Origin of the sequence: Mesorhizobium sp. M0408 (assembly GCF_040321495.1) — a bacterium.
Classification (GTDB): Bacteria; Pseudomonadota; Alphaproteobacteria; order Rhizobiales; family Rhizobiaceae; genus Mesorhizobium.
Genome location: NZ_JAMYRO010000001.1, coordinates 178,771 through 198,137, shown reverse-complemented (window position 1 = coordinate 198,137; position 19,367 = coordinate 178,771). Strand labels below are relative to the sequence as shown.

Genomic DNA, 19,367 nt, shown 5'->3' with positions numbered 1-19,367 from the left:
GACAGATCTGGATGGCCAGCCGGGCCAAGGCAACGATACTCGACATAGCCCGTGAGGCGGGCGTGTCCAAATCGACGGTATCGCTGGTGCTGCAAGGCAGCGGGCTGATCCGGCCCGAAACCGCGCTCAAGGTGCGCAAGGCGATCGAGGACGTCGGCTATGTCTACAACCGCGGCGCCGCCAATCTGCGCAAGGCCCATTCCAACGTCATCGGCATGGTCATCAACGATCTCACCAATCCGTTTTTCGCCGAGCTCGCGGTCGGCATGGAGCGCGTCTTCCAGTCGGCCGGCGTCGTGCCTTTCATCGCCAATACGGCTGAAAACCCGGTGCGCCAGGAAGAGGTTCTGAAATCGTTGATGGAGCAGGGTGTCGCCGGGCTCGTCGTGTCGCCGGCGCGCGGCTCCACGCCTGGCGCGTTCCGTCGCCTTGAGACCGCAGGCGTTCCGGTCGTCTTCGTCATGCGCCGGCTTCCCGAAAGCCGTATCCCGGTGATCACGCCCGACAATCATCGCGGCGCCTATCTCGCCACCGCCCATCTGATCGGCAAGGGCCATCGCCGGCTGGCCTTCTTCGGCGGCTCGTCCGACCTTGTCGTCTATCACGAGCGCCTGGGCGGCTTTCGCGAGGCCTGTGAAGCGCTCGGCATCGAACCGGCCGACAGGCTGGTCTTCGAGGGCGAAACCAGCCGCAAGGGCGGTATTGCCTGCCTGGAAACCGCACTTGCCATGGCCGCGCCGCCGACCGCGGCCCTTTGCTTCAACGATGCGGTCGCCTTCGGCGTCTTGCTGGCGCTGCGCAAGCGCGGCCTGGAACCCGGCGCGGACTTTGCCGTCGTCGGCTTCGACGACGTCGCCGAGGCCGAGCACTATATGCCGGCGCTGACCAGCGTCGCGGTGAACACCGCCGGCCTCGGCGAGCGCGCCGCCCATATCGTGCTGAAGATGATCCAATCGCGCACCACGCGCGCCGAGGATCATATCGGCGCCGTCAACCTCGTGGTCAGGGAAAGCTGCGGCCCCGATCGCAACGAGCATGGCTGTGCAGGAATGGGAGACGCGGCATGACCGTCAGTTGGGGGCTGATCGGCGCCAGCACGATCGCAAGACAGTTCATGATCGGCGCCATCCGCGCGCAGAAGGACGGCGAGATCGCCGCGGTGATGAGCTCCAGCCCGGAGCGCGCCGCCACTTACGCCAGTGAAAACCGCATTCCGGCGGCGGTCTCGACGCTCGACGCCCTGCTCAAATCCGATATCGACGCCGTCTACATCTCGACCACTAACGAATTGCATCTCGAACAGGCACTCGCCGCCATCGAGGCGGGAAAGCATGTGCTGTGCGAAAAGCCGCTGGCGCTGACCAGCGCCGACGCGCGCAAGATGGTCGCGGCGGCCAGGGCCGCCGGCGTCGTGCTCGGCACCAATCACCATCTGCGCAATGCCGGCTCGCATCGGGCGATGCGCGAAGCGATCGCTGCCGGCCGCATCGGCAGGCTGATCGCCGCGCGCGTCTTCCACTCCGTCTATCTGCCGGAAAACCTGCAGGGCTGGCGCATCACCAGGCCGGACGCCGGCGGCGGCGTGGTGCTCGACATCACCGTCCACGATGCCGACACGCTGCGCTTCGTGCTCGGCGACGATCCCGTCGAGATCTCGGCATTCACGCAGTCGGCCGGCATGGCCGCCGGCGGACTGGAAGACGGCGCCATGTGCCTCTGGCGCTTCGCATCGGGCGTCATCGCCCAATCGCATGAGGGCTTCACGACAAAATTCGCCGGCACCGGCTTCGAGGTGCATGGCAGCGAAGGCTCGCTGATCGCCAAAAATGTGATGACGCAGAAGCCGGTCGGCTCGGTCTTGCTTCGCACGGCACAGGGCGAGGAGGAATTGAGCTTCGACCGCGAAGACCTCTATGCCCGTTCGCTGCGCGAATTCCACGCAGCGATCCGTGGCGACGGCCAGCCGTCCGCCACCGGCGAGGACGGCGTCTGGTCGCTGACATCAGCCGAGGCGGCATTGCAATCGGCCAGGTCCGGAAACGCCGTTGCCATCGACCCGAAGCTCGGGAGCGCCGCGTGAGCAAGCTCGTTTCAGCGGCTGAAGCTGCCGGCCTGATCAGGGATGGCATGGTCGTTTCCGTGTCATCGTCGAGCGGCCTCGGCTGTCCGGATGCGGTGCTGGCTGCCGTCGGCGAGCGCTTCGACGCGGAAGGCCATCCCAGGGACATCACGACGCTGCATCCGATCGCCGCCGGTGACATGTACGGCATCAAGGGCATCGACCATCTAGCCAAGCCCGGCCTGTTGAAGCGCACTTTGTGCGGCTCCTATCCGTCCGGGCCGTCATCGTCGGAACCGCCGCAGATCTGGAAGATGATCGGCGACAATTCGGTCGCCGCCTATAACGTGCCGTCCGGCATCCTGTTCGACATGCATCGCGAGGCCGCGGCCAAGCGCCCCGGCGTGCTGACCAAGGTCGGGCTCGATACCTTTGCCGACCCGCGCCATCAGGGTTGCGCCATGAATGCTGCCGCCAGCGAGCCGATCGTTTCGGTGCAGCAGTTCGACGGCGAGGAATGGCTCTATTTCCGCTCGATCGTACCGCAGGTCGCGATCATCCGCGCCACCACGGCGGACGAGCGCGGCAACCTTACCTATGAGCATGAGGGTGCCTATCTCGGCGGCCTCGAACAGGCGCTGGCCGCCCGCAACAATGGCGGCATCGTCATCGCGCAGGTCAAGCGCGTCGTCGCGAACGGCACGCTGAAGCCGCACGATGTGCGCGTGCCCGGCGTGCTGGTCGACCATATCGTGGTGGCGCCCGACCAGTTGCAGACGACGCTGACGCCTTACGATCCGGCCATCTCCGGCGAGATCTTCCGGCCACTGTCGAGCTTTCGCAACGCCGAGATGAACGTCCAGAAGGTCATTGCGCGCCGCGTCGCCATGGAGCTTGCCGACGGCATGGCGGTCAATATCGGCTTCGGCATCTCGGCCAATGTGCCGCGCATCCTGCTCGAGGAAGGCCAGCACGGCAAGGTCACCTGGGTCATCGAACAGGGCGCGGTCGGCGGCGTGCCGCTGCTCGATTTCAAGTTCGGCTGCTCGTCGAATGCCGACGCCTTCATGCCTTCGCCGCACCAGTTCATCTATTTCCAGGCCGGCGGCTTCGACGCCTCGCTGCTGTCCTTCCTGCAGATCGACCGCCACGGCTCTGTCAATGTCTCGAAGCTTTCGGCGCGGCCGCATGTCACCGCCGGCGCCGGCGGCTTCGTCGACATCACCGCGCGGGCGAAGAAGATCGTCTTTTCCGGTTTCTTCAATGCCGGCGCCAAGTTGTCGCTTGCCGGTGGCGGCATCCGCATCGACCAGGAGGGCAAGGTCAAGAAAGTCGTCGGCGAGGTCGAGCATATCTCCTTCTCGGGCAAGCGTGCCGTCGCGCAGGGACAGGATATCACCTATGTCACCGAGCGCTGCGTGATGAAGCTGACGCCTGCGGGGCTGATGGTGACCGAGTTGGCGCCGGGCATCGACCTCGAGCGCGATGTGCTGGCGCAGGCCGAGATCCCGCTCGCCGTCGCCAACGACCTGAAAGTGACGCCGGATGCGCTCTACCGGGACCGGCCGATCGGCCTATCGCTCAATGGCGGCGCGTCGCTTGGAGGCGCACATGGCTGAGCGTCTGGTAACCTTTGAAACCGACGGCGCCATCGGCATTGTCACGCTGCGCCGGCCGGAGAAATTCAACGCGCTCGATATTCCGATGCTGCGGGCGCTGGAAGCGGCACTCGACGAGGCCGAGACAGCAACCGGCGTCCGCGTCGTGCTGGTCTGCGGCGAAGGCAAGGGCTTTTGCGCCGGCGGCGACGTCGAGGCTTGGGCAGAAATGAGCGCTGCCGATTTCCAGGTGCAATGGGTGCGCTACGGCCACCGCGTCTTCGACCGGCTGGCGCGGCTGCGGCAGCCGACGATCGCCGTTCTTGCCGGCCATGCGCTGGGCGGCGGGCTGGAACTGGCGGCGGCTTGCGACTTTCGCGTGGCGGAAACGCAGGTGAAGTTGGGGTTCCCCGAAACCTCGATCGGCGTCGTTCCCGGCTGGTCCGGCACCCAGCGCGCCGTGCGCCGCTTCGGCGCGCAGGCAGTGCGGCGGATGGCGCTCGGCGGCGAGGTGTTTCTGGCTACCGAGGCTCTTGCTCTGGGGATTGTCGACCGGGTGGTCGAGACCGGCAAGGCGTTCGCCGAAGCCAAGGCCTGGGCCGGCAAGATCGCCGAGCGCGGCCCGCTCGCGACCGAAGCCGCCAAGCTGATGATTACAATCGCCGAGGGCGAAGAGAGTGCTGCCGCGACCGAAGCGCTGGCCAGCGGCTTCATCGCGCTGACAAGCGATCTCAGGACCGGCGTCGAGGCTTTCAAGACCAAGCAGAAGCCGGCGTTCTCAAGATCTTAGGAACCTGGAAATCACATGAACGCACCCCTCAACATCGCCATGCCCGCCGAGGCAGCCGCAGCGCCGAAAAGGTACCGGCTGCTGATCGGCGGCAGGTTCATCGACGCCCAGGACGGCCGCACGCTGGAGCGCAGCAGCCCCGGCCACGGCTTCACCGTCTCGCGCTATGCACAGGCCGGCGCGGCGGACGTAGAGGCGGCGGTTCAGGCCGCGCACAAGGCCTTCGAGACCGGCCCGTGGCCGCGCATGAAGGCAGCCGAACGCGCCGCGATCCTGCTCAAAGCTGCTGACCTGATCGAGGCGCGGCTGGACGAGATTGCCCGGCTCGACGCACTGGAATCCGGCAAGCCGATTGCGCAGGCGCGCGGCGAGATCGGCGGCGCCGTCGATATCTGGCGCTATGCCGCGGCACTTGCCCGCACGCTTCACGGCGAAAGCTACGCCAATCTCGGCGACGCCATGCTCGGCGTCGTGCTGCGCGAACCGATCGGCGTCGTTTCCATCATCACGCCGTGGAATTTCCCGTTCCTTATCGTCAGCCAGAAACTACCCTTCGCGCTCGCCGCCGGCTGCACGGCGGTGGTCAAGCCGAGCGAGATGACCTCGGCCTCGACTTTCGTGCTCGGCGAGATACTGATGCAGGCCGGCTTGCCGGACGGCGTCGTCAACATCCTTGCCGGGTTGGGCGCCGATGTCGGCGCACCGATGGTCAGCCATCCGCTGGTCGAGATGGTGTCGTTCACCGGCTCCACCCGCGTCGGCAAGATGACCATGGCGTCTGCCGCCAACTCGCTGAAGAAAGTCGCGATGGAGCTCGGCGGCAAGAACGGCCAGATCGTCTTTCCCGATGCCGACCTCGAGGCCGCCGCCGACGCGGCGGTGTTCGGCGGCTTCTTCAATGCCGGCGAATGCTGCAATGCCGGTAGCCGGCTGATCGTCCATGAGGCGATCGCCGACGAGTTCCTCGGCGCCGTCAAAGCCCTCACCGCCAAGGTGGTTGTCGGCGACCCGCTCGACGACCGCACCAAGGTCGGCGCGATGATCTCCGCCGACCATATGGCCAAGGTCACCGGCTACGTGACGGCAGCGGAAAACGGCGGCGGCCGGATCTGTAGCGGCGGCAATCAGCTTGCTTCGAGCGCCGGCCAGTATCTTGATCCGACCATCGTTCGCGATGTCACCGAAGACATGGCCATTGCACGCGAGGAAGTGTTCGGTCCGGTGCTCTCGGTGCTGACTTTTGAATCGATTGAAAGGGCGTTGCACATCGCCAACAACACGCCCTATGGTCTGTCGGCGGGCGTGTGGAGCGCCAGCATCGATACCTGCATGTCGGTGGCGCGGAATGTGCGTTCGGGAACCGTTTGGGTGAACACGTTCATGGAGGGTTACCCCGAGCTGCCTTTCGGCGGCTACAAGCAGTCCGGTCTCGGACGCGAACTCGGCAAGCGCGCCGTCGAGGATTATACCGAGGAAAAGACAATCCAGTTTCATCGCGGCCAGCGCACCGGATGGTGGGTCGGCTGAGTTGGGAAGAACCCGGTGGGCATCCGCCGGTCGTGTAAGTTCAACAAGGGAGGAAGTACATGTTGCGCAAACTGCTTATCGGGACGGCTCTCGCATCGGGCGTTGCGTTCGCGGCCCATGCCGAGGACGTCAAGGAAGTCCAGATGCTGCATTGGTGGACGTCGGGCGGCGAAGCTGCCGCTCTGAACGTGCTCAAGCAGGATCTGGCCAAGGAAGGCTTTGCCTGGAAGGACGTGCCGGTGGCCGGCGGCGGCGGCGACGCTGCCATGACCGCGCTGAAGGCGATGGTGGCAGCGGGCAACTACCCGACCGCCTCGCAGATGCTTGGCTATACCGTGCTCGATTACGCCGCAGCCGGCGTTATGGGCGACCTGACCGAGACGGCGATAAAGGAAGGCTGGGACAAGTCCGTTCCCGCGGCCCTGCAGAAATTCTCCGTCTATGATGGCAAGTGGGTCGCGGCTCCGGTCAACGTCCACTCGGTCAACTGGCTATGGATCAACAAGGCGGTGATGGACAAGATCGGCGGCACCGAGCCCAAGACCTTCGACGACTTCATTGCGTTGCTGGACAAAGCCAAGGCGGCGGGCGTCATCCCGCTCGCGCTGGGCGGCCAGAACTGGCAGGAAGCGACAATGTTCGACTCAGTCGTGCTGTCGACCGGCGGGCCTGAGTTCTACAAGAAGGCCTTCAACGACCTCGACGAGGAGTCGCTGAAGTCCGACACGATGAAGAAGTCGTTCGACAATCTCGCCAAGCTCGTCACCTATGTCGACCCGAACTTCTCGGGCCGGGACTGGAACCTCGCCACCGCCATGGTCATCAAGGGCGATGCGCTGGTGCAGGTGATGGGTGACTGGGCCAAGGGCGAATTCAACGCCGCCAAGAAGGTCCCGGGCACCGACTTCCTGTGCTACCGCTTCCCGGGCACCGACGGCAGCGTCGTCTACAACTCCGACATGTTCGGCATGTTCAACGTTCCGGAGGACCGCAAGGCCGCCCAGATCGCCCTGGCCACCGCCACGCTGTCGAAGAGCTTCCAGTCGGCCTTCAACGTCGTCAAGGGCTCTGTTCCGGCCCGCACCGACGTGCCGGACACCGATTTCGACGCTTGCGGCAAGAAGGGCATGGCCGACCTGAAGGCCGCCAATGAAGGCGGCACGCTGTTCGGTTCGCTGGCGCAGGGCTATGGCGCGCCTCCCGCGGTTGCCAACGCCTACAAGGATGTCGTCTCGAAATTCGTGCACGGCCAGATCAAGACCTCAGACGAGGCCGTGACCCAACTGGTCAGCGCGATCGAAGACGCCAAGTAAGGCACCCGCCCATGTGAATGATCTCCCCGGCGCAAGCCGGGGAGATCCCCTGCGGCGAGGTTTTGCGGTTGCGCCGACCGGCACGCTTTCGTGCCGCAGAGCCCGAGACAGCAGAATTCCGGACCCGCCATACGGAATGGACAGATGAGCACAGTTGCTGAAACCAGTATCACGCTGACGCCGGAGCACGATGCCCGTCCGGGCGCCACGGTGCGCTCGCGCCTTCAGGACGCGCTGCCGAAGCTCGTGCTGGCGCCGAGCTTCGCCGCCACTATCGTCTTCGTCTACGGCTTCATCCTGTGGACGATCTATCTGTCCTTCACCAATTCCAAGACCTTTCCCTCCTATGCGATCACCGGGCCACGCGCCTATCAGCGGCTATGGCGCTGGACTTTCGAAAGCGATCCGCCGTCCTCCTGGTACACGTCGATCACCAATATGGGGATTTTCGGCTTCCTCTATATTTCCATCTGCCTGGCGCTCGGCCTGTTCCTAGCGATCCTGCTCGACCAGAAGATCCGCGGCGAAGGTGTGCTGCGGCCGATCTACCTCTACCCGATGGCACTGTCGTTCATCGTCACTGGCGTTGCCTGGAAATGGTTTCTGGACCCCGGCCTCGGCCTCGAGCAGACGCTGCACCAATGGGGCTGGACGAGCTTCCATTTCGACTGGATCAAGAACAAGGATTTCGTCATCTACACGGTGGTCATCGCCGGCGTCTGGCAGGCGTCGGGCTTCATCATGGCGATGTTCCTGGCCGGCCTGCGCGGCATCGACGGCGAGATCCTGAAGGCGGCGCAGATCGACGGCGCCACCACCTTCCAGCTCTACCGTCGCATCGTCATCCCGCTGCTGCGGCCGATCTTCCTGTCCGCCTTGATCGTCCTCGCGCATCTCGCCATCAAATCCTACGATCTGGTGGTCGCGCTGACCAGCGGCGGGCCGGGCGGTTCGGCCTGGCTGCCGTCCAACTTCATGTATGAGTACACCTTCAAGCGCAACGAGATGGCCGTCGGCTCGGCCAGCGCCGTGATCATGCTGATGACCATCACCGCGATCATCGTTCCCTATCTCTATTCCGAGCTTCGGGAGAAGCCGCGATGAGCGCCGTGGCCACGCCTGCTCGCCAGAGCACTGGCGGTATCAGCGCCAGGACGGTCAACCGTATTGTCATCTACGGGCTGCTGGCGCTGTTCGCGCTGTTCTATCTGATGCCGCTGTTCGTCATGCTGGTGACCTCGTTCAAGACCATGGACGAAATCCAGAACGGCAACATGCTGGCGCTGCCGCAGGAGCCGACCTTCGCACCTTGGATAAGGGCGTGGAGCGAGGTTTGCTCGGGTCTCACCTGCGTCGGCATGAAGGGTTATTTCTGGAACTCGATCAAGATGGTGGTTCCGGCCGTCATCATCTCGACCCTGCTCGGCGCGCTCAACGGCTATGTGCTGACGAAGTGGCGCTTTCGCGGGGCGACGCTGGTGTTCGGGCTGATGCTGTTTGCCTGCTTCATTCCGTTCCAGTCCGTCCTCTTGCCGATGGCAACGATCCTCGGCAGCCTCGGCCGGTTCGGCGTCAAGCTGCAGAACGCGACCGGCCTCACCTTCGGCTTCGGCAATCCGACCGTGAACCTGGTGTTCGTTCATGTCGTCTACGGCATCGGCTTCACCACCCTGTTCTTCCGCAATTATTACGAAGCGTTTCCGAACGAGCTGGTGAAGGCGGCGCAGATCGACGGCGCCAGCTTCTTCCAGATCTTCCGGCGCATCATGCTGCCCAACTCGCTGCCGATCATCGTGGTGACGGTGATCTACCAGTTCACCAACATCTGGAACGACTTCCTCTTCGCTTCCGCCTATGCCGGCTCAGGCGACGTGATGCCGATGACGGTGGCGCTGAACAATGTCGTCAACACCTCGACCGGCGTCGTCGAATACAACGTCAACATGGCGGCGGCGATGATCGCCGCGCTGCCGACGCTCCTCGTCTACGTGCTCGCCGGCCGCTATTTCGTGCGCGGCCTGATGGCCGGCGCCGTCAAAGGATAATCGCATGGCTTTTCTGGAAATTGACGGGCTGAAGAAGCGTTTCGGAGCGGTCGAGATCCTGAAAGGCATCGACCTCGACCTGGAAAAGGGCGGCTTCCTCGTGCTGGTCGGGCCTTCCGGTTGCGGCAAGTCCACGCTGCTCAACACTATTGCCGGCCTGGAAACCATCACCGAAGGGGAAATCCGCGTCGACGGACGCACGATCAACGATCTCCACCCCTCCAAGCGCGACATCGCCATGGTCTTCCAGAGCTACGCGCTCTATCCGAACATGACGGTTGCCGGCAATATCGCCTTCGGCATGGAGATGCGCGGCGTGCCGGCCGGCGAGCGCCAGAAGGCGATCGACAAGGTGGCGAAGGTCCTGCAGATCGGCCATTTGCTGAAGCGCAAGCCAAGCCAGCTCTCCGGCGGCCAGCGCCAGCGCGTCGCCATGGGCCGGGCGCTGGTGCGCGATCCAAAGCTGTTCCTGTTCGACGAGCCTTTGTCCAATCTCGATGCCAAGCTGCGTGTCGACATGCGCATCGAGATCAAGCGCCTGCACGCCACCACCGGCACCACCATCGTCTACGTCACCCACGACCAGATCGAGGCGATGACGCTGGCTACCAAGATCGCGGTGATGCGCGACGGCGAGGTGCAGCAGTTCGGCACGCCAGCCGAAATCTATAACAATCCGGTCAACCTGTTTGTTGCCGACTTCATGGGCTCGCCGGCGATGAACCTGATCCCGGCGACGATCGGCAGCAACGGCAGCGGCTTCTCCGTCGTCATGGAGCGCGAGGCGCGCCAGCCGATCTCGCTGCCGCTGGGCAATGCGCCGGCCGGCCTGTCGGCATTCCAGGGAAAACCGATCATCTTCGGCGTCCGCCCGGAAGCACTGACCGATCCCGAGGGTGCCGAACGCAACGCCTCGAACATCGCCCGCGCCGACTGTCACATCGAAGTCATCGAGCCGGCCGGCTCGGATACGTTCGCGGTCACCAATCTCGGCGGCAAGGCGGTGGTGGCGCGGCTGCGCGCCGATGCCAAAATCCAGCCCGGCACGGTCACGCCGCTCGCCTTCAACCTGACCAAGGCGGTGTTCTTCGATCCGGCGACCGAGAAACGCATCGTCTAACGGCCATGACAAATCCCGACATCGTCATCATCGGCTCCGGTATAGGCGGCGCCACGATCGCCTCCGGCCTTGCCGGCGGTGGCGCCTCGATCCTGATGCTGGAGCGTGGCGAACCACTGCCGGCAACGCCGCACACACGTGACACCCACGCAATCTTCGTCGATGGCCACTATAGGCCGAAGGAGATGTGGCTCGAGGCCGGCGGAGCGCCGTTCAACCCGGGCAATTACTACTATGTCGGCGGCAATTCGAAATTCTACGGCGCGGTGCTGATCCGCTACCGCAGGGAAGACTTTTCGGAGATGGAGCACTATGGCGGCGTCTCGCCGGCCTGGCCGTTTTCCTACGAGGAATTCGAGCCCTGGTATTCCAGGGCCGAGCAACTTTTCCGCGTGCGCGGTGAACTCGGTGAAGACCCGACCGAGCCGTTCCACTCGATGCCCTACCCTTTCGGGCCGGTACCCGACGAGCCGCCGATCGCGCGTGCGCGCGCCGAGTTGAAGAGCCTGGGCCTGCATCCGGCATCGCTGCCGCTCGGCGTCGACATCGAAGCCTGGCTGAAAGACGGCAGCACGCCGTGGGACGCGTTTCCCAACACCGGGACCGGCAAGATCGACGCGCAATCCGGGCCGCTGGCCGCCGCCCTTGCCGACCAGAAGATCAAGCTCGAGACCGGCGCCCATGTCGAATATCTCGAGGCATCGCCGGATGCGAGGACGATCATCGCCGTCCATTATCGACAGAACGGTACGCTGAAGAAAGTCGCGCCGAAGCTGGTCATCCTGTCGGCCGGCGCAGTCAATTCCGCCGCCATCCTGCTGCGCTCGCCCACCCCTCAGGGCAGAGGCGGTGGCAAAGGCCTGGCCAACCGCTCCGACCAGGTCGGCCGCAACTTCATGAATCACAATTCGAGCGCCATGCTGGCGATCGATCCACGCCGGCGGAACAAATCCGTCTACCAGAAGACGCTGATGCTGAACGATTATTATCTGTCCGACGGCAAGTGCGGCAAGCCGCTCGGCAATGTCCAGCTCCTCGGCAAGCTCGACGGCAACATCCTCAAGGCCAATGTCAGGCGCGCGCCCAAATTCGCGCTCGATTTCATGGCCGGCCGCGCCGTCGACTGGTATCTGATGTGCGAGGACCTGCCCGATCCCGAGAGCCGCATCATGATCGACGGCAAGGACATCGTCATGCAGTGGCGGCGCTCCAACATGCAGTCGCTCGACGGACTGACCAAGGTGATGCGCGAGAATTTCCGCGCCTGCGGCTATCCGATCGTCCTGTCGCGTCCGTTTGACAAGCGCACGCCCTCACATCAGTGCGGCACGGTGAAGATGGGCAACGATCCAGCGACCTCGCCGCTCGACCCGTTCTGCCGCTCCTTCGACCACAGCAATTTGTTCGTCGTCGATGCCGGCTTCCTGCCGAATTCGGCCGCCGTCAATCCGGCGCTGTCGATCGCCGCACAGGCGCTGCGCGTCGCCGATCATATCCGCAAGACGGAGCTTGCAACATGAGCCGCCCGGCAGCGATCGTCACCGGCGGCGCGCGCGGCATCGGCCTTGCTTGCGCCGAGGCGCTGGCCGACGCAGGCTTCGACATCCTCCTCTCAGACCTTGCCGACGAAGCCGCCGACGGGCTCGCCGCCGACATCACCGGGCGCGGCGCGAAGTTCGCCTATGCCAGCAGCGACATCGCCGACCTCGACGGCCACGCAGCGCTGATTGATGCCGCGACAAGCGCCTTCGGCCGCATCGACTGCCTGGTCAACAATGCCGGCATCGGCGCCGTCCTGCGCGGCGATCTGCTCGAGCTCAAGCCCAAAAATTTCGACCGGGTGCTCGGCATCAATCTGCGCGGCACCGTATTCCTCAGCCAGGCCGTCGCCAAAGCGATGCTCGGCCTGCCAAGCGATGGTGCGAGATCGATCATCACCATCACCTCGGTCAGCGCCGCCATGGCCTCGCCGGAACGTTCCGATTACTGCATCTCCAAGGCTGGGCTTTCGATGTGGGTGAAGAACCTGGCGCTGCGGCTTGCCACCGAAAACATCGCCGTGTTCGAGGTGCGGCCGGGCATCATCCGCACCGACATGACCGCGGGTGTGACCGCCAAATATGACGGGCTGATCGACGGCGGGCTGGTGCCGGCGATGCGCTGGGGCGAGAGCGAAGACATCGGTGCCGCCGTGGCAGCACTCGCCGGTGGCAAGTTCGGCTTTTCGACCGGCTCGGTCATCAATGTCGATGGCGCGCTGTCGGTGCCGAGGCTATGAACAGGTGACGCCATGACGGACTACATAATCGTCGGCGCCGGCCCGGCCGGCTGCGTACTCGCCAACCGGCTGAGCGAAGATCCGTCGCATCAGGTGCTGCTGCTCGAAGCCGGCGGCAAGGACTGGCATCCGCTGATCCACATGCCGGCCGGTTTTGCCAAGATGACCAAGGGCATCGCCGCCTGGGGCTGGTCGACGGTGCCGCAAAAGCACATGAACGACCGCGTCTTCCGATACACGCAGGCCAAGGTGATCGGCGGCGGCTCGTCGATCAACGCGCAGATCTACACGCGCGGCAACGCCCGCGACTACGACGCCTGGGAGAAGGAAGAAGGCCTTGCCGGCTGGGGCTATCGCGACGTGCTGCCCTATTTCAAGCGCGCGGAGAACAACCAGCGTTATGCCAACGATTTCCACGGCGACCAAGGCCCGCTCGGCGTGTCGAACCCGATCGCGCCGCTGCCGATCTGCGAGGCCTATTTCCGTGCCGGACAGGAGATGGGCATCCCCTTCAATCCCGACTTCAACGGCGCCAGCCAGGAGGGCGTCGGCTATTACCAATTGACGCAGAAGGACGCGAAGCGCTCCTCCGCCTCGGTCGCCTATCTCAGGCCGATCCGGGAGCGCAAGAATCTCACCATCAGGACCGGCGTTCTAGTGACACGCATCGTCGTCGACAAAGGCCGCGCCGTCGGCGTCGAGATCGTCGACAGGCCGGGCGGCCAGCCAACGATCCTGCACGCCGAGCGCGAGGTGATCGTCTCGTCCGGCGCCATCGGCTCGCCGAAGCTTTTGCTGCAGTCGGGCATCGGCCCGGCCGACCATCTGAAGGCGGTCGGCGTGACACCGGTGCACGATTTGCCCGGCGTCGGCTCCAACCTGCAGGATCATCTCGACCTGTTCGTCATCGCCGAATGCACCGGCGATCACACCTACGACAACTACGCCAAGCTGCACTGGACGGCTTGGGCCGGGCTGCAATATCTGCTCCTGAAGAAAGGCCCGGTGGCCTCCAGCCTGTTCGAGACCGGCGGCTTCTGGTACGCCGATCCGACCGCCGCCTCTCCCGACATCCAGCTGCATCTCGGCCTCGGCTCCGGCATCGAGGCCGGCGTCGAGAAGCTGAACAATCCGGGCGTGACACTGAACTCGGCCTTCCTGCGCCCGCGCTCGCGCGGCATGGTGCGGCTGAACAGTGCCGACCCGGCCGACCGCCCGCTGATCGATCCGAACTATTGGTCCGATCCCTATGACCGTGACATGTCGATCAAGGGGCTGAGGCTGGCGCGCGAGATCATGCGGCAGAAGGCGCTGCAGCCCTATGTGCTGCGCGAGGTACTGCCGGGACCCGACCTGCAGAGCGGCGACGAGTTGTTCGACTACGCTTGCCGCAGTTCCAAGACCGACCACCACCCGGTCGGCACCTGCCGCATGGGCCACGATGCGATGAGCGTGGTAACGCCAGATCTCAGGCTGCGCGGTATCGAGGGCCTGCGCGTCTGCGACGCCTCGGTGATGCCGCGCATCCCCTCCTCCAACACCAATGCCCCGACGATCATGGTTGGCGAAAAAGGCGCCGATCTGATCCTTGGCCGCGAGCCGCTGCCGCCGGCGGTGTTTTCCACCAACCGAGCGGCATGAGGGACAAAGAATGATCAGGCATTGTGTCTTCGTCAGATTTCGCAACGATGTCGCCGACGCCGAGCGCGCGGCAATCCATGCCGATCTCGAAGCGTTGCGGGCTGTGATCGACGGCATGGGCAAGGTCGAATTCAGCGCCAATACCAGCCCGGAACCCTTCGCCCGCGGCTTCACGCACGGCTTCACCATCGACTTTCGCGACGCTGCGGCACGCGATGCCTATCTGGAGCATGAAGCGCACCAGCGAGCCGGCGCAAAACTGGTCGCGGCGCTCGAAGGCGGCACCGACGGGCTGATGGTGTTTGATCTGGAGATCGCGTGACTATCCCATTCTCAGCGCAACGACGCCGGCAACGATGCTAAGCACCGCGGCACCTCGCCATGCCGTCATCTTCTCGCCGAGCGCGAAGACCGAGATCATCATGGCGAACAGGATCGATGTTTCGCGCAGCGACGCCACCGAGGCGATCGGCGCCTTGGTCATCGCCCACATCACGATCCAGTAGGCGCCGCCGCTGAGCACGCCGGTATAGATTCCGGCCTTCCAGTCGCGCGCCAGCACCGGCAGCGCCTGTGGGCCGCGAAAGACGACGCATAGCACCAGCGCCCACAGCGCATCGCAGACGAACAGCCAGGCGGCATAACTCGACGCGGTGGCGGCCAGCCGCGCGCCGCTGCCGTCCGACAGCGTGTAGCTGGCGATGAAGATCGATGTGCCCAGTGCGAAGCCGACGGCGCGCAGGTTCAATTTCTCCAGATGCGCGCCGCCGCGAAACGACAGCACCAGCGTGCCCGCCGACAACAAGAGGATGCCGAGAATGGCGAGCGGCGCCGGCATCTCGGCAACCACCACAACGCCCCCCAAAGCGGCCAGCAATGGCGCGGTGCCGCGCGCCAGCGGATAGGTCTGGGCGAAATCGCCGGCCTTGTAGGCGCCGATCAGGAACGTCCTGTAGCCCATGTGGAAGACAACCGAGGCGAGGATGTATGGCCACACTTCCGGCTTCGGCACCTCGACGAAAGGCAACGTCACCAGCGCAGCGGCACCCATGCCGAGCGTCATCAGTGTGATCGACAGAAAACGGTCGAGATGGACCTTGACCAGCGCGTTCCAGATCGCATGCATGGAAGCGGCGGCGAGCACCGCGAAAAAGACAAACAGGCTCATCGGCGGTTCATCCGCCGCCCGTCCCGATGACGATCGGCGTCTCCAGGTCGATATCGACCCAGAGCGGAAAATGGTCGGAAGCGATTTGCCCGATATCGGCGCTGACCGAGCGCACGCGCCCGGCAAACATGCCGCCGACGAAGCAATGGTCGAGCCGGCGCTTTGCCAGCCTACCATCGATAGTCTTCACATGGGTGTGGAAATCCGCTGTTGCGACGGCGGCGGCATCGACAAAACCGTCGAGATAGGCGGCACCGCGATGATAGGGCGCGCTGCCGACAATGCGCCGGTACTCGGCGCTATCCGGCTCCATGTTGAAGTCGCCCAACCAGATCGCCGTTACGGGGTTTTCTGGCTCCTGTTCGCCATTGCTCCAGTTGCGCGCCGGCTCGTCGTCGGCGCCGCTCCATGGACCGCCCTCGGACGGCGCGCGGCGATGCTCGGCGAGCAAATAGTCGATCTGCTCCAGCCGCTCCTCGGCCGCGATATGCGCCAGATGCAACGACAGCACCCGCACCGGACCGGCAGGGGTGCGGATCATGCATTCGAGTGCGGCATTGCGGGTGTTGAGCGGCCGCAGCGTGCGCCTGAGCGGCAGCGTATGCAGCCGCGACCAGACGATCGGAAGCTTCGACAGAACCATGGTGCCGAATTGCCGCCGCCGGTTGACGATGCGGCCTCCACGCCGGTGGCTGGCATCCATGTCGAAGGCCGGCCCGTAGACCCAATGATAGTCGGGCAGCAATTGCGAAAGAAGTTCCGGCTGGTCGTCCTCGTTGCTGCGCAACCAGTGCCGTTCCACCTCCTGCAAGGCGACGATGTCGGCGCCGGCCACGACCTTGGCACAACGCGCCAGGTCGTAGCGGCCATCGCTGCCGAAGCCGTACTGGATGTTATAGCTGACCAGCTTCATTGCTTATCCGGCTCAGTTTCCTGCTGGCAGTAGCCGTTCGCTGACAGCCTTGCAATGTGCAGCCGGGCGGAGGGAGCTTGGGCCAGATGCTAAGTGGTCAGCGGCTGGAACCGACCGGGCGGGGATGCTGCCAGTTCCGACCAGTCGATTTCTTCCTCAAGGCGGTGGTAGGCTTCGTCGCCGATCGTCCCGTCGATGCGCAAACGCTCCAGCGCATCGCGCTGGCTCTTGATGGCGTAAAGACGCAATCTGTCATACTCGGTCGCCGCCTGGGCATCCTCCGGGTTTTCGGCGATGGCGCGCTGGGCGGCATATTGCTCTCGCACCGCCCCGGCCGCGCTCGATGTCTTGCCGCTGAGCACGTCCAGCGCCGCCTGCATGATGGCGACGCGCGCCTGCGCCACCTCCCGGTCGACCGTCCGGTCGAGGTCGAGATTGAGCAGAAGCAGCAACGGTTTCAGGCTGACGCCTTGCAGCACCAATGTGCCGAGCACGACCGTGAAAGCGGCGAGCACGATCGGATCACGGCCCGGAAAGTCGGCCGGCAAGGCGAAGGCTGCCGCAAGCGTCACCAGGCCACGCATGCCGCACCAGCCGATGAGCACGCCGCCGCGCAATGTCGGTGCGTCCTTCCGCCTGTCCTCGTCGCCCAGACGTGCCAGCGCTCTGAGGATCGCGCCGCAGCCCAGAACCCAGACGAGCCGCGATACGATGACGACGGCCAGCACAGCCAGGGCAAAGACGAACGCCTCGCTTTGTCCTTGCTCGGCAAGTCGGCCGACGATGGACCGCGCTTGCAGGCCCATCAGAACGAAGGCCAGCACGTTGAGCACGAACACCGCCGTCTCCCAGACCGAGTAGGAGCTGACACGATTCCTTGCCGGCATGCGGCGCGGCGATGTACGTGCGATCGTCATGGCATAGACGACGATCGTGATGATGGCGGAAAGCCCTATCCTGTCGGCCAGGATCCAGACGCCGAAGGTTGAGGCGAATTGCACCACGGTGCCGCTCGCCGGGTCGTCGATGCGGCCGAGTATGGCGAGAGACAACCGGCCGAGCACATAGCCTGCGGCAAGGCTGCCGACCGTCGACAGCAGGATCATTGGAACGGCACTGCTCAACAGGATGGAGCCGGCGGCTGCGGAAACCGACATCCTGTAGATCAACAGCGCCGTGGCGTCGTTGAGAAGGCTCTCGCCTTCCAGGATGGCGGTGATGCGGTGCGGCACCTTGAACTGTCCGAGCACGGCCGCCGCCGCCACCGCATCGGGCGGCGCTACGATCGCGCCGAGCGCTATGGCCGCGGCAATGGGCAGGCCTGCCATCGTCCAGCCGACCAGCGCGACCGTCACGGTGGTGAAGATGACGGCGCCAAGCGCCAGCAGGATGAGCGAAACCTTGTAGCGGTTGAGATCGCGCAGCGACGTGTCATAGGCCGCGTCGAGCAGAACCGGCGCGATGAACAGAGCGAGCGCCAGCTCCGGGTCGATCTCGATGGTCGGGGCAAACGGCAGGAAGGCGATGCCGGCGCCGGCCAGCGCCAGCAATGACGGATAGGGAATCTGCAGACGCCGCGACAGCGCGGTCAGGGCGACCGCGATGAGAAGCAGGACAAGGGTGAGTTCAAAAAGCGCCATGCCTTATCGTAGCGGTGAAGCCGGGCGATTGGCACTGCAAAAAACGGCCACGGCTTAGGCTGCTGGTGAATGGTGAATGGTGAATGGTGAATGGTGAATGGTGAATGGTGAATGGTGAATGGTTGCTTGCAGAGCAATTTCGGCGCGTAAAGCGCATTCTCACTATTCACTATTCACTATTCACTATTCACCATTCACTCTTCTCCTAATGCAGCACCAGCATGTCGCCCGACGAGAACGAAATTTCGGCCTTTTCGCCGACGGCCGGCGGCGGCGTGGCCGGGCTGTTGAACGTGTCGAGCGAGACCGTGCTGCCACCGATGCCGACGCGCACCCGGATGACCGAGCCGAGGAAATGCACCTCGGCGATTTCGCCCGAAAGGCTGGAGTCGCGGCCGGGGTGACGCCCGAGCGAAATCGCTTCCGGACGCAGTGCCAACGACAGCGTGTCGCCGGATTTCGAGCCGTTGAGCTTGCCCTTGAGCGAGACCTCTTGCGAATTGACGCGAACCTTGCCCGAAGCCGCGTCGGTGACCGTGCCTTCGAGCACGTTCAGCGTGCCGACGAAATTGGCGACGAATTTGGTTGCCGGCCGGTTGTAGATCTCGAACGGCGTGCCGACTTGCTCGGCCTTGCCGCCATACATCACCGCGATACGGTCGGAAATCGACAGCGCCTCTTCCTGGTCGTGGGTGACGAAGATGGTGGTGATGCCGAGCTTCTTCTGGATCGAGCGGATTTCCTCGCGCAGCGACACGCGCACCTTGGCGTCGAGTGCCGACAGCGGCTCGTCGAGCAGCAGCAGTTTCGGCTTGGGCGCAATCGCCCGCGCCAGCGCGATGCGCTGCTGCTGACCGCCGGAGAGCTGATAGGGATAGCGGTCGCCCATCTGCGGCAGCTTGATGATGTCGAGCATCTCGGCAACGCGCCTGTCGGCATCGGCCTTCGGCATGCCGGCGACCTTCAGCCCGAAGCCGATATTCTGTGCCACGGTGAGGTTCGGAAACAGCGCATAGGCCTGGAACACCATGCCGACATTGCGCTGGTTGGGCTTCAGCCGGGTGATGTCCTTGCCGGCCACGACGATCTTGCCGGCGCTTGGCTCCTCGAAACCGGCGACCATGCGCAGCACCGTCGTCTTGCCGCAGCCCGACGGGCCGAGGAAGGAGACGAATTCGCCCGGCTCGACGTCGAGGTTGAAATCCTGCACCACGGTGATGGGGCCGAAGGATTTTCGCACATGCTGGATTGAGAGGAATGGCTCGGTCATGGCTT

General features: G+C 64.4%; 17 protein-coding genes. 13 read left to right on the top strand and 4 right to left on the bottom strand.

From position 1 onward, the window contains the following. Window positions 1-11: 11 nt before the first annotated feature. The 13 genes from NKI67_RS01010 to NKI67_RS00950 all read left to right on the top strand — a co-directional run bounded on the left by NKI67_RS01010 (window position 12) and on the right by NKI67_RS00950 (window position 14,693). The gene (locus NKI67_RS01010; protein WP_352644123.1) at window positions 12-1,067 is read left to right on the top strand and encodes a LacI family DNA-binding transcriptional regulator; all 1,056 of its coding nucleotides are present in this window, start codon (window positions 12-14) and stop codon (window positions 1,065-1,067) included. Continuing rightward, complete coding sequence (locus NKI67_RS01005; protein WP_352568156.1) at window positions 1,064-2,080, top strand: Gfo/Idh/MocA family protein; 1,017 nt, start codon at window positions 1,064-1,066, stop codon at window positions 2,078-2,080. Before NKI67_RS01010 ends, NKI67_RS01005 begins: the two co-directional genes overlap by 4 nt. Next, entirely contained in the window at window positions 2,077-3,678 is a 1,602-nt protein-coding gene (locus tag NKI67_RS01000; protein WP_352454051.1) for an acyl CoA:acetate/3-ketoacid CoA transferase, read from the top strand. The genes NKI67_RS01005 and NKI67_RS01000 overlap by 4 nt, the downstream gene beginning before the upstream one ends. After that, window positions 3,671-4,447 carry an enoyl-CoA hydratase/isomerase family protein gene (locus tag NKI67_RS00995; RefSeq protein WP_352568158.1) on the top strand — a complete coding sequence of 259 codons (777 nt, stop codon included), beginning with the start codon at window positions 3,671-3,673 and terminating at the stop codon, window positions 4,445-4,447. The genes NKI67_RS01000 and NKI67_RS00995 overlap by 8 nt, the downstream gene beginning before the upstream one ends. 15 nt (window positions 4,448-4,462) lie before the next feature. Next, window positions 4,463-5,974 carry an aldehyde dehydrogenase family protein gene (locus NKI67_RS00990; RefSeq protein ID WP_352576140.1) on the top strand — a complete coding sequence of 504 codons (1,512 nt, stop codon included), beginning with the start codon at window positions 4,463-4,465 and terminating at the stop codon, window positions 5,972-5,974. A 59-nt stretch (window positions 5,975-6,033) separates the two neighbouring features. Next, the gene (locus NKI67_RS00985; protein WP_031194023.1) at window positions 6,034-7,287 is read left to right on the top strand and encodes an ABC transporter substrate-binding protein; all 1,254 of its coding nucleotides are present in this window, start codon (window positions 6,034-6,036) and stop codon (window positions 7,285-7,287) included. Between the two features lie 144 nt (window positions 7,288-7,431). Beyond that, window positions 7,432-8,391 carry a carbohydrate ABC transporter permease gene (locus NKI67_RS00980; protein WP_023675368.1) on the top strand — a complete coding sequence of 320 codons (960 nt, stop codon included), beginning with the start codon at window positions 7,432-7,434 and terminating at the stop codon, window positions 8,389-8,391. Beyond that, window positions 8,388-9,332 carry a carbohydrate ABC transporter permease gene (locus NKI67_RS00975; RefSeq protein ID WP_023675367.1) on the top strand — a complete coding sequence of 315 codons (945 nt, stop codon included), beginning with the start codon at window positions 8,388-8,390 and terminating at the stop codon, window positions 9,330-9,332. Before NKI67_RS00980 ends, NKI67_RS00975 begins: the two co-directional genes overlap by 4 nt. A 4-nt stretch (window positions 9,333-9,336) precedes the next feature. Further along, window positions 9,337-10,452: an ABC transporter ATP-binding protein gene (locus tag NKI67_RS00970; RefSeq protein WP_023675366.1), complete on the top strand. Its 1,116-nt coding sequence runs from the start codon at window positions 9,337-9,339 to the stop codon at window positions 10,450-10,452. A gap of 5 nt (window positions 10,453-10,457) precedes the next feature. Continuing rightward, window positions 10,458-11,972 (top strand): GMC oxidoreductase, encoded by a 1,515-nt coding sequence (locus tag NKI67_RS00965; RefSeq protein WP_352644122.1) that lies wholly within the window; start codon window positions 10,458-10,460, stop codon window positions 11,970-11,972. Next, window positions 11,969-12,730 carry a 3-ketoacyl-ACP reductase gene (locus NKI67_RS00960; protein ID WP_352633685.1) on the top strand — a complete coding sequence of 254 codons (762 nt, stop codon included), beginning with the start codon at window positions 11,969-11,971 and terminating at the stop codon, window positions 12,728-12,730. Before NKI67_RS00965 ends, NKI67_RS00960 begins: the two co-directional genes overlap by 4 nt. Before the next feature lie 12 nt (window positions 12,731-12,742). Continuing rightward, on the top strand, window positions 12,743-14,371 hold the full coding sequence (locus NKI67_RS00955; protein WP_352633687.1) for a GMC family oxidoreductase: 1,629 nt from the start codon (window positions 12,743-12,745) through the stop codon (window positions 14,369-14,371). A 10-nt stretch (window positions 14,372-14,381) separates the two neighbouring features. Then, window positions 14,382-14,693 carry a Dabb family protein gene (locus NKI67_RS00950; RefSeq protein ID WP_352448247.1) on the top strand — a complete coding sequence of 104 codons (312 nt, stop codon included), beginning with the start codon at window positions 14,382-14,384 and terminating at the stop codon, window positions 14,691-14,693. Here the strand turns inward: NKI67_RS00950 and NKI67_RS00945 are convergent, their stop codons facing one another. The 4 genes from NKI67_RS00945 to NKI67_RS00930 form a co-directional block, all read right to left on the bottom strand. Next, the gene (locus tag NKI67_RS00945) at window positions 14,694-15,539 is read right to left on the bottom strand and encodes an EamA family transporter (RefSeq protein ID WP_023675361.1); all 846 of its coding nucleotides are present in this window, start codon (window positions 15,537-15,539) and stop codon (window positions 14,694-14,696) included. A 7-nt stretch (window positions 15,540-15,546) separates the two neighbouring features. Further along, window positions 15,547-16,452 carry an endonuclease/exonuclease/phosphatase family protein gene (locus tag NKI67_RS00940; protein ID WP_352633689.1) on the bottom strand — a complete coding sequence of 302 codons (906 nt, stop codon included), beginning with the start codon at window positions 16,450-16,452 and terminating at the stop codon, window positions 15,547-15,549. 89 nt (window positions 16,453-16,541) lie between these two features. Then, a complete protein-coding gene (locus tag NKI67_RS00935) occupies window positions 16,542-18,092 on the bottom strand; it encodes a cation:proton antiporter (protein WP_023675359.1) in 1,551 nt (516 codons plus the stop codon). A gap of 205 nt (window positions 18,093-18,297) precedes the next feature. Then, window positions 18,298-19,362 (bottom strand): ABC transporter ATP-binding protein, encoded by a 1,065-nt coding sequence (locus NKI67_RS00930; protein WP_023675358.1) that lies wholly within the window; start codon window positions 19,360-19,362, stop codon window positions 18,298-18,300. Between the last annotated feature and the right edge of the window lie 5 nt (window positions 19,363-19,367).

Coding starts and splice junctions, on each gene's coding strand:
- NKI67_RS01010 (WP_352644123.1), top strand. CDS start 12: ATGGCCAGCCGGGCCAAGGCAACGATACTCGACATAGCCCGTGAGGCG.
- NKI67_RS01005 (WP_352568156.1), top strand. CDS start 1,064: ATGACCGTCAGTTGGGGGCTGATCGGCGCCAGCACGATCGCAAGACAG.
- NKI67_RS00995 (WP_352568158.1), top strand. CDS start 3,671: ATGGCTGAGCGTCTGGTAACCTTTGAAACCGACGGCGCCATCGGCATT.
- NKI67_RS00990 (WP_352576140.1), top strand. CDS start 4,463: ATGAACGCACCCCTCAACATCGCCATGCCCGCCGAGGCAGCCGCAGCG.
- NKI67_RS00985 (WP_031194023.1), top strand. CDS start 6,034: ATGTTGCGCAAACTGCTTATCGGGACGGCTCTCGCATCGGGCGTTGCG.
- NKI67_RS00980 (WP_023675368.1), top strand. CDS start 7,432: ATGAGCACAGTTGCTGAAACCAGTATCACGCTGACGCCGGAGCACGAT.
- NKI67_RS00975 (WP_023675367.1), top strand. CDS start 8,388: ATGAGCGCCGTGGCCACGCCTGCTCGCCAGAGCACTGGCGGTATCAGC.
- NKI67_RS00970 (WP_023675366.1), top strand. CDS start 9,337: ATGGCTTTTCTGGAAATTGACGGGCTGAAGAAGCGTTTCGGAGCGGTC.
- NKI67_RS00965 (WP_352644122.1), top strand. CDS start 10,458: ATGACAAATCCCGACATCGTCATCATCGGCTCCGGTATAGGCGGCGCC.
- NKI67_RS00960 (WP_352633685.1), top strand. CDS start 11,969: ATGAGCCGCCCGGCAGCGATCGTCACCGGCGGCGCGCGCGGCATCGGC.
- NKI67_RS00955 (WP_352633687.1), top strand. CDS start 12,743: ATGACGGACTACATAATCGTCGGCGCCGGCCCGGCCGGCTGCGTACTC.
- NKI67_RS00950 (WP_352448247.1), top strand. CDS start 14,382: ATGATCAGGCATTGTGTCTTCGTCAGATTTCGCAACGATGTCGCCGAC.
- NKI67_RS00945 (WP_023675361.1), bottom strand. CDS start 15,539: ATGAGCCTGTTTGTCTTTTTCGCGGTGCTCGCCGCCGCTTCCATGCAT.
- NKI67_RS00940 (WP_352633689.1), bottom strand. CDS start 16,452: ATGAAGCTGGTCAGCTATAACATCCAGTACGGCTTCGGCAGCGATGGC.
- NKI67_RS00935 (WP_023675359.1), bottom strand. CDS start 18,092: ATGGCGCTTTTTGAACTCACCCTTGTCCTGCTTCTCATCGCGGTCGCC.
- NKI67_RS00930 (WP_023675358.1), bottom strand. CDS start 19,362: ATGACCGAGCCATTCCTCTCAATCCAGCATGTGCGAAAATCCTTCGGC.